The organism is Pseudomonas citronellolis (assembly GCF_001586155.1).
GTDB lineage: Bacteria > Pseudomonadota > Gammaproteobacteria > Pseudomonadales > Pseudomonadaceae > Pseudomonas > Pseudomonas citronellolis.
This window is the reverse complement of sequence record NZ_CP014158.1, coordinates 182,042-193,774: the sequence shown is the minus strand read 5'-3', so window position 1 is coordinate 193,774 and position 11,733 is coordinate 182,042. Positions and strand designations below refer to the sequence as shown.

General features: G+C 65.0%; 11 protein-coding genes. 10 read left to right on the top strand and 1 reads right to left on the bottom strand.

Annotated features, from left to right (window positions below):
- The first annotated feature begins 46 nt into the window (after positions 1–46).
- The 10 genes from PcP3B5_RS00865 (at position 47) to PcP3B5_RS00820 (ending at position 11,206) form a co-directional block, all read left to right on the top strand.
- Positions 47–889 carry a class I SAM-dependent methyltransferase gene (locus PcP3B5_RS00865; RefSeq protein WP_061560330.1) on the top strand — a complete coding sequence of 281 codons (843 nt, stop codon included), beginning with the start codon at positions 47–49 and terminating at the stop codon, positions 887–889.
- Positions 890–901: 12 nt separating this feature from the next.
- On the top strand, positions 902–2,080 hold the full coding sequence (locus PcP3B5_RS00860) for an acyltransferase family protein (RefSeq protein WP_061560329.1): 1,179 nt from the start codon (positions 902–904) through the stop codon (positions 2,078–2,080).
- A gap of 99 nt (positions 2,081–2,179) precedes the next feature.
- The gene (locus PcP3B5_RS00855; protein WP_061563182.1) at positions 2,180–3,097 is read left to right on the top strand and encodes a GDP-mannose 4,6-dehydratase; all 918 of its coding nucleotides are present in this window, start codon (positions 2,180–2,182) and stop codon (positions 3,095–3,097) included.
- Positions 3,094–4,065 (top strand): GDP-mannose 4,6-dehydratase, encoded by a 972-nt coding sequence (gene gmd, locus PcP3B5_RS00850; protein ID WP_061560328.1) that lies wholly within the window; start codon positions 3,094–3,096, stop codon positions 4,063–4,065. The genes PcP3B5_RS00855 and gmd overlap by 4 nt, the downstream gene beginning before the upstream one ends.
- Positions 4,066–4,068: 3 nt before the next feature.
- Positions 4,069–5,505 (top strand): mannose-1-phosphate guanylyltransferase/mannose-6-phosphate isomerase, encoded by a 1,437-nt coding sequence (locus PcP3B5_RS00845; RefSeq protein WP_043269932.1) that lies wholly within the window; start codon positions 4,069–4,071, stop codon positions 5,503–5,505.
- Entirely contained in the window at positions 5,505–6,302 is a 798-nt protein-coding gene (locus PcP3B5_RS00840) for an ABC transporter permease (protein ID WP_058073081.1), read from the top strand. The genes PcP3B5_RS00845 and PcP3B5_RS00840 overlap by 1 nt, the downstream gene beginning before the upstream one ends.
- Positions 6,302–7,555 (top strand): ABC transporter ATP-binding protein, encoded by a 1,254-nt coding sequence (locus PcP3B5_RS00835; RefSeq protein WP_061560327.1) that lies wholly within the window; start codon positions 6,302–6,304, stop codon positions 7,553–7,555. Before PcP3B5_RS00840 ends, PcP3B5_RS00835 begins: the two co-directional genes overlap by 1 nt.
- Positions 7,552–8,937, top strand: a complete 1,386-nt coding sequence (locus tag PcP3B5_RS00830) for a glycosyltransferase family 4 protein (RefSeq protein ID WP_061560326.1) — start codon at positions 7,552–7,554, stop codon at positions 8,935–8,937. The genes PcP3B5_RS00835 and PcP3B5_RS00830 overlap by 4 nt, the downstream gene beginning before the upstream one ends.
- A complete protein-coding gene (locus PcP3B5_RS00825; RefSeq protein ID WP_061560325.1) occupies positions 8,921–10,054 on the top strand; it encodes a glycosyltransferase family 4 protein in 1,134 nt (377 codons plus the stop codon). Before PcP3B5_RS00830 ends, PcP3B5_RS00825 begins: the two co-directional genes overlap by 17 nt.
- Positions 10,055–11,206 (top strand): glycosyltransferase family 4 protein, encoded by a 1,152-nt coding sequence (locus tag PcP3B5_RS00820; protein WP_058487855.1) that lies wholly within the window; start codon positions 10,055–10,057, stop codon positions 11,204–11,206.
- A gap of 62 nt (positions 11,207–11,268) precedes the next feature.
- On the opposite strand, the gene PcP3B5_RS00815 is transcribed toward PcP3B5_RS00820, so the two are convergent.
- Entirely contained in the window at positions 11,269–11,475 is a 207-nt protein-coding gene (locus tag PcP3B5_RS00815; protein WP_009614715.1) for a DUF1127 domain-containing protein, read from the bottom strand.
- Between the last annotated feature and the right edge of the window lie 258 nt (positions 11,476–11,733).

The following is an 11,733-nucleotide window of genomic DNA, read 5'->3' as shown; positions in this document are numbered from 1 at the left end:
CACCGCGTGTGCTGCCGGTCTGGCAACGAATTCACAAGGAGCACCCATGCTGCACCGTTTGAAGAAACTGCTACAGGCACCGGATGCGGCTGTGGCGCTGTCGGCTCCGCCAGCCCCGGAAAGGCCGAACGAGGCAGCCGAGGCATCCGTGCCGGTGGGCCTGGTCGACATGTCCCTGAGTGGCTGGTTCAGGAACGACACCGGCGAGCTGATCGAGGGCTTCCCGATCGGCGCCGACGATTCGGTGCTGGACATCGGCTGTGGCGATGGCGGTTTCACGCTCTTCGCGGGGCGGCAGGGGGCGGAAATCTTCGTCGCCGACATCAATCAGTCGAGCGTCGATACGGCCGTGGCCCGGGTTCGCGAGACAGCCGCACGGGCGGTGCATCCGCTGGTGACGGACGCCAATCCGATCCCACTGGAGGACGGCCGGGTCAATCGCGTCATCGCCATGGAGGTGTTGGAGCACGTCGAGGACCCCGCACGCTTCCTCGCCGAGCTGGTACGGGTGGCGCGCCCCGGTTCGCTGTTCCTGCTCACAGTGCCGGATGCGTTCGGCGAAAAGGCGCAGCAGGGCATCGCCCCGGATAGCTACTTCCAGCAGCCGAACCATATCCACATCTTCGAGCGCGAGCGCTTCGAGACGCTGGTGCGCGAAGCCGGGCTGGAGGTGGAGCGGCGTACGACCTACGGCTTCTACCGGACGCTATGGTGGTTCTTCTACTGGGCCAGCGGCCAGCCGACCCTATCCCCGCCCTGGCACCCGCTGCTGGAGCAGTGGGACCGAACCTGGAGCACACTGCTTTCACTGCCCCAGGGGGAGAAGGTCAAGGCTGCCCTGGACGAGGTGATGCCCAAGAGCCAGGTGATCATTGCACGCAAACCATAGAGCCGGCGCAGGATGAACAATAAGAAAATTGCCGATATTGAACTGCTGCGCGGGATAGCCGTGTTATTCGTGGCTGTTCTCCACACCAACCAGAACCTGTTCACATGGAGCTCACCTGGACTAGCCCTGTTCTTCAGCTATTTCGGGGGAGCTTCAGGGGTAGACCTGTTCTTCGCCATCTCCGGCTTCGTGATCGCTCGCGATCTGATTCCGCGTATGGAAGGGGCGGCCACTCGGCATGAGGCCCTGCAGCTTGCCATCGTCTTTTGGATTCGTCGTGCCTGGCGACTATTGCCGGCTGCCTGGCTGTGGCTGGTGCTGATACTGATGGCGGCAGTGTGCTTCAACCAGTCGGCCGCCTTCGGCAGCGTGCGAGCTAATGCCGAACCAACCATGGCGGCTGTGCTCCAGGTCGCCAACTTCCGTCTGGCGGCCTCGTTCGGGCATTTCGAGTATGGCGCGAGCAGTCACTACTGGAGCCTGTCTCTGGAAGAGCAGTTCTACCTGGTGTTTCCGTTCCTTTACCTGCTGTTGCGCAAACGCCTGGTGCTCCTAGTGGCAGCTGTTGCAGTTGTTCAGTTGCTCTCCCCACGGGACGGCTATCACATGCTCCTGGTATGTACGCGTATCGACGCTTTGTGCCTGGGGGTTCTGATAGCGATCTGGTCGCGTCACCAGTCCTATCAGTTGTTCGCTCCTCAGTTTCTGAACAATGCCTGGCTGGGAGCCCTATTCGTGGTCGTGCCACTGTGTGGGCTACTGGCGCTGGGCTCCAATGTCCTGAACATCATCGGCATGCGGCTCAGCGTCATCGCATTGCTGGCGGCACTTCTGGTCTGGGGCGCATCGTACAACCGGGATTACCTGTGTGCGCTGTTCGGACCGCTGGCCAGGCCGCTGATCTGGCTCGGTGCACGCTCCTATGCTGTCTACCTGATCCACATGCCTGCCTATTTTGCGACCCGGGAAGTCTGGCATCGGTTGTCCCCGGAGAGCTCAGGGTTCGGCGACGACTTCTTTTATTCGTTCGTTTTCACTGCGGGGGTACTGACCCTAGTGTGCGCAGAGCTGAACTACCGGTTGCTGGAGGTTCCCCTTCGCGAGCGTGGTAAGCGCCTCGCCAACGATTGGCTACATGGGCGTCGTGAGCAAGAGGTCGAAAAGGTACTGGGAGCACGACAGGAGGGATGAGGGCGGGTGACGGGCGCCTACGGGAGCTCGCCGCTATCTGTGTGCATCGTCACAAGCCCTTTGCACGGTCCCGACAACATACAGACAAGGGGGGACGCATTGACCAGGAAACTGTTCGTAACCGGATTGGGGGGCTTCGTCGGGAGCCATCTGCGCGCCCGCCTCGCCGAAGGTGGCGACGTCGCGTGGCGCCTCGTCGGGGATGCGCCCTTCGACCTGCTGAGCCCGCCATCGCTGGACGCGGTGCTGGCGCAGGAGGTGCCGGATGCCGTCATTCACCTGGCCGGGCAGACCTTCGTGCCGGAGGCCTTCCGCAACCCCGCGGCGACCTTCGAGGTCAACCTGCTGGGCACGCTCAACCTGCTCCAGGCGCTGCAGCGTGCCGGCTTCGGGGGCAGTTTCCTGTATGTCAGCTCGGGCGATGTCTACGGGCAGGTGGAAGAGGCCAACCTGCCCATCGACGAGCAATTGCAACCGAGGCCGCGCAACCCCTACGCGGTGAGCAAGGTGTCCGCCGAGCTGCTGTGTCGCCAGTGGGGCTACACCGAAGGTTGGCGCTGCCTGGTGGCGCGCCCGTTCAACCACGTCGGCGCGGGCCAGAAGGACGCCTTCGTACTGGCCAGCGCGGCGCGCCAGATCGCCAGGATGCGCCAGGGCCTGCAGGCCCGCCGGCTGGAGGTGGGCGACGTGGACGTTACCCGGGACTTCCTGGATGTGCAGGATGTGCTGGACGCGTATTTCGCCCTGCTGGACAGGGGCGAGGGCGGCGAGGTCTACAACGTCTGCTCCGGACGGGAGCGGAAGATCCGCGAACTCATCCTGGAACTGGCCGACCTGGCGGATATCGACATCGAACTGATTCAGGACCTCACCCGCATGAGGCGGGCGGAACAACGCCGAGTGTGCGGTAGCTATCGGAAGCTGCACGAGGCGACGGGCTGGATGCCGAACATAACGATAAGACAAACCCTGACGACGATTCTGTCGGACTGGGAATCACGGGTGTTACAAGAATGACAAGATCTGCACTGATTACCGGCGTTACCGGTCAGGACGGCGCTTATCTCGCCAGACTGCTTCTCGAAAAAGGCTACAAGGTCCACGGATTGGTGGCTCGCCGAAGTACCGATACCCGCTGGCGCTTGCGCGAGCTGGGCATAGAGTCCGAGCTGGCGTACCTGGACGGCGACCTGGCCGATGCCTCGTCGATCCAGCGTGCGGTGATCAAGAGCCGGCCCGACGAGATCTACAATCTGGGGGCGCAGAGCTTCGTCGGCAGTTCCTGGGACCAGCCGATCACCACCGGCGTGGTCGATGGCCTGGGGGTCACCCACCTGCTCGAGGCGATCCGCCAGTTCAGCCCGCAGACACGCTTCTACCAGGCCTCCACCAGCGAGATGTTCGGTCTGATCCAGGCCGAGCGGCAGGACGAGAACACACCCTTCTACCCGCGCAGCCCCTATGGCGTGGCCAAGCTGTACGGCCACTGGATCACGGTGAACTACCGCGAGAGCTTCGGCCTGCACACCTCCAGCGGCATCCTCTTCAACCACGAATCGCCGCTGCGCGGAATCGAGTTCGTGACCCGTAAAGTCACCGACGCGGTAGCGCGGATCAAGCTCGGCAAGCAGGACGAACTGCGCCTGGGCAACATCGACGCCAAGCGCGACTGGGGCTTCGCCGGCGACTACGTCGAGGCCATGTGGCTGATGCTGCAGCAGGACAAGCCGGACGATTACGTGGTGGCCACTGGCGTGACCACCACGGTGCGGGAAATGTGCCGCATCGCCTTCGACCATGTCGGCCTGAAGTACCAGGACCACGTGGTGATCGACCCAGCCTTCTTCCGCCCCGCGGAAGTCGATGTGCTGCTCGGCAACCCTGCCAAGGCCGAGCGCGTGCTGGGCTGGAGCCCGAAGACCAGTCTGGAATCCCTCATCCACATGATGGTTGACGCCGACCTGCGCCGGGTTGGCAAGGAGTAACCCATGCTGATTCCCGTGATTCTCTCCGGCGGCGCAGGCACGCGCCTGTGGCCGGTCTCCCGCGAAGGCGCTCCCAAGCCCTTCATGGCGATGCCCGATGGCCAGTCGCTGCTGCAGAAGACCTACCGGCGGGCGGCCGGGGTGCTCGCCGCCGACGGCGACATCGTGACGGTGACCAACCGGGACTACTTCTTCCACAGCAAGGACCATTTCCAGGCCGCCAAGCTCGACCAGCGTGGACATTTCATCCTCGAACCCATGGGCCGCAACACGGCGCCGGCGATTGCCGTGGCGGCGCTCGCCCTGCGTGCCCGGCACGGCGACCAGGCGACCATGCTGGTGATGCCGGCCGACCATCTGATCCGCGATACCGAGGCGTTCGCCCGCGCCGTAGAACACGCCAGTGCCCTGGCGCAAGAGGGATTCCTGGTGACCTTCGGCGTAGTGCCCACGACGCCGGAAACCGGCTTCGGCTACATCGAGATGGGCGACGCCATCGACGAGCGGGGCGGCAGCCGGGTCAGGCGCTTCGTCGAGAAGCCGGACCTGGCTACAGCCCAAGGCTTCGTCAGCACTGGCGGTTTCCTATGGAACTCGGGGATGTTCTGCTTCACCGTCGGCACCTGCCTCGGCGAACTGGAACGACACGCGCCGGAGCTGTTGGCCAAGGCAATCGAGTGTCAGATGGCCAGCCAACCCGACGAGGTGGGCAGCTTCCTGCAGCAGGAGCTTCCCGCGGAACATTTCGGCGTGCTGGAGGACATATCCATCGACTACGCGCTGATGGAGCGCTCGGAGCGGGTGGCGGTGGTACCGGCGACCTTCGACTGGAGCGACATCGGCTCCTGGGGCGCGCTGAGCGCGCTGGTGGAGCCGGATGCGCAGAACAACCGCGCCGCCGGCAGCGCCATCTTCGTCGACAGCCGCGACAACTTCGTGCAGAGCGAGGGGCGCCTGATCGCCACCGTAGGGGTGGAGGGGCTGGTCATCGTCGAGACCGCGGACGCCATCCTGGTCGCCCGCTCCGACCGCGCCCAGGACGTGCGCAAGGTGGTCAAGCAGCTCAAGGACAGCGAAAACCAGGCCTACCGGCTGCACCGCACCGTGAACCGCCCCTGGGGCACCTACACGGTCCTGGAGGAAGGGTCGCGCTTCAAGATCAAGCGTATCGTGGTCAAGCCCAATGCCTCGTTGTCGCTGCAGATGCACCACCACCGCAGCGAACACTGGGTCGTGGTGCAGGGCATGGCCAAGGTGACCAACGGCGAGTCGGTCCGGCTGGTCAATAGCAACGAGTCCACCTACATCCCCGCCGGCCACAAGCATCGGCTGGAAAACCCCGGTGTCATCGACCTGGTGATGATCGAGGTGCAGAGCGGGGAATACCTGGGCGAGGACGATATCGTCCGTTTCGAGGATGTCTACGGCAGGGTCGTCTGATGTCGCTGAGCATGTTGAAAGGCGCCTGGCACTACCGGGGGTTCATCCTCGGCAGCGTCAGGCGCGAGTTCGAAACGCGTTATCGGGGTTCGTTGCTGGGGGTGGCCTGGACGGTGCTCAACCCGCTGGCGATGATCCTGGTCTACACGGTGATCTTTTCCGAGGTGATGCGCACGCGCCTGCCCGGGGTGGACGACAGGCTGGCCTACAGCGTCTTCCTGTGTTCCGGCCTGCTGACCTGGGGCCTGTTCTCCGAGGTGGTGTCGCGCAGCCTCACCATGTTCCTGGACAATTCCAACCTGCTGAAGAAGCTCAGCTTCCCGCGCATCTGCCTGCCGCTGGTGAGCCTGCTCAACTCGCTGCTCAACTTCTCGATCATCTTCGGCCTGTTCTGCGGCTTCCTGCTGATCACCGGGCGCCTGCCGGGCGTCGCCCTGCTGGCTTTCCCGCTGCTGCTGCTGTTGCAGCTGATGTTCGCGGTGGGGCTGGGCATGTTGCTGGGCCTGCTCAACGTGTTCTTCCGCGACGTCGGGCAGATGTTCGGGATAGTCGTGCAGTTCTGGTTCTGGTTCACCCCCATCGTCTACCCGCTGGCCATCCTGCCGGAGCCGATCCGCCACGCGATCCAGCTCAACCCCATGACGGCGCTGATCCAGTCCTACCAGAACCTGTTCCTCTACGGCCGCTGGCCCGACTGGGCGCAGCTGCTCCCGCTGGCCGTCGCCGGCATCCTGTTGTGCGGCCTGGCGCTGGCGCTTTTCCGCCGACGCTCGGGCGAAATGGTGGACGAACTCTGATGGGACAGATCCGCATACATCACCTGGGCAAGGCCTACCGGCAATACCCCTCGCGCTGGGCGCGCCTGCGCGAATGGCTGAGCATTGGCGGCCAGCCGCGGCACCAGCAGCGCTGGGTGCTGCAGGACATCGACCTGGAGATCCAGCCGGGCGAGGCCGTGGGCATCGTCGGCTCCAACGGCGCGGGCAAAAGCACGCTGTTGAAGATCATCACCGGCACCACCGCGCCCACCACCGGGCACTGCGAGGTCGGTGGGCTGGTCTCGGCGCTGCTTGAGTTGGGAATGGGTTTCCACCCCGAGTTCACCGGTCGCCAGAACGTCTACATGGCCTCGCAGCTATTGGGTCTGCAGCGTGAGGAAATCGAGGCGCTGATGCCGTCGATCGAGGCTTTCGCCGAGATCGGTGAAGCCATCGACCAGCCGGTGCGCACCTACTCCAGCGGCATGCAGATGCGCCTGGCGTTCAGCGTCGCCACCGCACGCAGGCCCGACGTGCTGATCGTCGACGAGGCGCTGTCGGTGGGCGATGCCTACTTCCAGCACAAGAGCTTCGAGCGCATCCGCAGCTTCCGCCGCGACGGCACCACGCTGCTGATCGTCTCCCACGACCGCTTCGCCATCCAGTCCATCTGCGATCGCGCGGTGCTGCTGGAGTTCGGCCGGGTGGCCAAGCAGGGCGACCCGGAAATGGTCATGGACTACTACCACGCGCGTATGGGCAACGGCCTCAACCAGATGGTCCGCCAAGAGATGCTGGCCCATGGCAAGGCGCGCACCATCTCCGGCAGCGGCGAGGCGGTGATGGAGTCGGTGCGCCTGCTCGACGCCCAGGGCCGGTCCATCGAGGTGGTCGAGGTCGGCCAGGAAGTGGTGCTGGAGGTGACGGTGCGGGTCGAGGCCGACATCGACCGTCTGGTCCTCGGCTTCATGCTCAAGGACCGTCTCGGCCAAGCCATGTACGGCATCAACTCCCATCGCCTGGAACAGGCGCAGGAGCATCTCAAGGCAGGCGAGCGAGTGATCTACCGCTACGCCTTCCCCGTACGCCTGGGCACCGGCAACTACTCGGTGTCGCTGAGCATCTCGCGCCTGGACTCCCACCTGGACGGCAATTACGAGTGGACCGACTGCGCCATGATCTTCCACGTGGTCAACAGCACCCGGGAGAACTTCATCGGCTATTCCTGGCTCGGCGCCCAGTTGGAGGTCGAACGAGCCGCAGCCCCCATTCCGGACCGGAGCCTGTCGTGAAACGCCTGCTGATCGAATGTACCTATGTCTACGAGCATCCGGACCTGAACTCGGGCATTCAGCGCGTCGTGCGCAGCGTCGTCCAGCACCTCGAGGGGCGCCAGGGCGATGTCGAATGCATCCCGGTGATCATGCAGGACGGGCAGCTCAAGCAGGTCCTGGAGCTGATCCCGCCCAGGGTATCCGGCAAGCCGAACCTGATGCGCCGCCTGATCCACGGCTTCGACCACGCCAGGCTGCGCTTCTGGGGCTTGCACTCCTGGTTGGTGGGCAAGCTGGGCCTGGCTGCCGATGGTACGCCCAGGCGCGCGCTGTTCTGGGGCTGGAAGCTGGGCAGCCTGAGCATGACGCTGCCGCTGCGCACGCTGCTGTGGCTCGAGCGCCGCCTGGGTATGGTCCGGCAGCGCTCGGTGCCGCTGGAAATCCGCCCGGGCGACGTGTTCCTGATGCTCGACTCGTCCTGGCACGTGGACTTCTACGCGCTGGCCGAAAGCATGAAGGCACAGGGAATCCGCATCGTGTCCGTCATCTACGATCTGATCCCGCTGACACACTCGCAGTTCTGCGATGCCGGGCTGACCCGGGTGTTCGACCGCTGGTTCGACTGGGTCGTGCGCACCGCCGATGGTTTCATCGCCATCTCCGAAACCATCCGCGACGAGGTCCGGGCCGAGGTAGTCCGCCGCTTGGGGGCGGAAGAGGCGCAGAAGCGCCTGTTCGACCATTTCTACCTGGGTTCCGAGCTGGACCAGGTGGAGAAGGAGCAGAAGCCCGATCCGGCGCTGGTGAAGGTGTTCGAGTCCGGTGCGCCGGTCTATCTCATGGTCAGCACCATCGAGCCGCGAAAGAATCACGCCTATCTGCTCAGGGCCTTCGAGCAGCTCTGGGCCGCGGGCTCGCAGGCGCGCCTGTGCATCATCGGCAAGATCGGCTGGAAGAGCGAGGACCTCATTGGCGCCATCCACCGTCATCCGCGCCTGAATCGCCAGTTGTTCATGTTCAACCGGCTCGACGATACGGGCCTGGAATACGCCTACGCCAAGGCGCGCGCGCTGGTGTTTCCCTCCCACTCCGAGGGCTTCGGCCTGCCGCTGGTGGAGGCCATGCAGCGTGGCTTGCCGGTGATGGCCAGCGATATCCCCGTGTTCCGCGAGATCGGCCAGGACTTCATGGCCTACTTCGACCTGGACGACCCGGCGAGCCTGGCCCGGCTGGTGGAGGCCTACGAGGCCGGCGGGCGCTTCCCGGCGTCGGGCTCGCTGGCGCAATGGCGCTGGATCGGCTGGCGCGAGGCCAGCCTGCAGTTGCTCGAACGCACGATGCGGGATGTTGCGCCGCTGCCCGTCACCCAGGCTGGACGAGTCGATGCGAATTGCGCTTAACACCCGCATCCTCCAGGCCCCGCGCACCGGCATCGGCCAATACGTGGCGGCACTGGCGCAGGCCCTGGGCGAGCAGCCCGGCGTGGGTCTGGACTATTTCCATGGCTGGGGCTGGTCGCAGGCGCTGCCGCAGGCGGCGTTGCCGGGCTATTCGCGCTGGAGTGCCGCGGCCAGGCGGGTGCCGGGCGCCTACCGGATCCGCCGTTGGCTGGAGCAGCAGCGCTTCGACCGGGGCCTGCGCGAGCGGGATGTGCAGCTGTATCACGAACCGAGCCTGTGGCCGCTGGCGTTCGAGGGCCCCATGGTCATGACGGTGCATGACCTGACCCACGTGCGTTATCCCCAGACCCAGCCGCGTGACCGCCTGGCGGAGATCGAGCGGCGTGTCGGAGAAGGCGTGACCCGGGCCGGGCGCATCCTGGTGGATTCGCACTTCGTCGGCGAGGAGCTGCGTGCGTATTTCGGCCTGCCGGCGGAGCGGGTGATGGTCGCGCCCCTGGGGTGTGCGCCGCGCTTCCGGCCACGCACGGCGGAACAGCTGCGAACTGTACTGGCGCCACTGGCTCTGGAAGCCAGGGGCTACCTGATCTGCGTAGGCACGCTGGAACCGCGCAAGAACCTGCAGCAGGCCCTGCGCGCCCATGCCCTGTTGCCGCCGGCACTGCGCGAGCGCTATCCGCTACTGATCGCCGGCATGGCCGGCTGGCGCCAGGAACAGTTGGACGCAGAGTTGACCGCGGCGTTGGCCGGCGGCCAGGTGCGCCTGCTCGGCTATCTGGACGACGATGTCCTGGCGTGCGTGCTGGCCGGCGCGCGCCTGCTGTTGTTCCCGTCGCTCTATGAGGGCTTTGGGCTGCCGGTGCTGGAGGCCATGGCCAGCGGCGTGCCGACGGTGCTGGCGTGCACCTCGTCACTACCGGAAGTGGCCGGCGAGGCCGGCTGTTTCGTCGAGCCGCAGGATGAGCAGGGCATGGCCGATGCCATCCAGCGGCTGCTGGAGGACGGGAGCGAATGGGCACGTCTGCGGCGCCTGGGGCTGGACCGCGCCGGGGCTTTCAGCTGGCAGGCGTGCGCCCGCGCCACCGTCGAGGCCTATCGCCAGGCCATGGGAGGCTGAATGCGCGTTCTACATTTCTTCAAGACCTACCTGCCCGACTCCGTGGGCGGGATCGAACAGGTGATCAACCAGCTCTGCCGCAGCGGCGAGGCCCACGGCATCGAGAACGAGGTGCTCACCTTGAGCGCCAATCCCGAGCCGGCGCTGTTGGAGGTCGATGGACACCGGGTGCACCGTGCGCGCCTGGACCTGCAGTTGGCTTCGACGGGCTTCTCCTACAGCGTGCTGCCGCGCTTCCGTACCCTGGCCGCCGAGGCCGACATCATCAATTTCCACTTCCCCTGGCCGTTCATGGACCTGGTGCATTTCCTCTCCGGGGTGCGCAAGCCGATGGTGGTGACCTACCACTCGGACATCGTCCGCCAGCGCCATCTGCTCAAGCTGTACCAGCCGCTGATGAACGGCTTCCTCGGCTGCGCCGACCGCATAGTGGCAGCCTCGCCCAACTACCTGGCCACCAGCGAGGTGTTGCGGCGCTTCCCGGGCAAGACCGAAGTGATTCCCTACGGGCTGGACAAGACGGGTTATCCACAGCCCGATGCGAACTGCCTGGACGGCTGGCGCCAGCGGGTGGGAGAGGGTTTCTTCCTGTTCGTCGGGGTAATGCGCTACTACAAGGGCCTGCACATCCTGCTGGAAGCGATCCAGGGGACCGGCTACCCGCTGGTGGTGGTCGGCGCCGGGCCGCTGGAAGCTGAGTTGAAGGCGCAGGCCGCCGCCCTTGGGGTGGAGGGCCACGTGCGCTTCCTGGGGCGGGTCAGCGAGGTGGACAAGGTGGCGCTGCTGCAACTGAGCCGCGCCATCGTGTTTCCTTCGCACCTACGTTCGGAGGCGTTCGGCATCTCCCTGCTGGAAGGCGCGATGTACGGCAAGCCGATGATTTCCAGCGAGATCGGGACGGGCACCAGCTACATCAATATCCAGGGGGTGACGGGGCTGGTGGTGCCGCCCAGCGAGCCGAAGGCGTTCCGCGAGGCGATGCGCTGGATATGGGAGCACCCGGAGAGCGCAGCCGAGATGGGCAGGAAGGCCGAGGCGCGCTACGAGGAACTGTTCACCGCCGAGACCATGGGACGGCGCTGGGCCGGTCTGTATCGGGAACTGCTGTTCGCCGATCCGGGCCTGGAAAAGCAGAAAGGCCGCTCAATCTAGCGGCCTTTCACCAGTACAGTTTCGAACTGTCTATCTACCGCCTGACAGTTCAGCGCTTCCGCTTACTTCCAGAACGGCTTGTTCAGCTCGGCGTAGCGCTGGGCTTCGCTGATGCCGGCGTCGGCCAGCAGGCGCGAGTCGAGGCGGGCCAGTTGGCGGCGGCTCTCGATGCGGCGCTGCCACAGGCGGACGGTGCCGACCAGGCTGCGGTGGGCGGTGGAGGAAGAACGGATGTTGCTGACAGTGGCGGAACCGAGGGTACGTTCCATGATTTTCGTCCTTCCCGCTTTTGGCGGGTAGTGGGGTTGCGGAAGTTGTTGAGGAGTATCTTCTGACTTTTTGGTCAGCCGCGATAGGTACAGTTGCCTTGAATTAAATAGCGTCAGCGAATTGTTTCAGCGAACTGTAATGGCGATTTTGGGGCGAACTGTACCGCTGCGCTCCATTGTGGTGCACAGGCGGCGGGGGATTGAGGATTTTCAGCAGGCCTGCCGGGGATGGCAGTAGGAGAAGCGGAACAGTCGCTG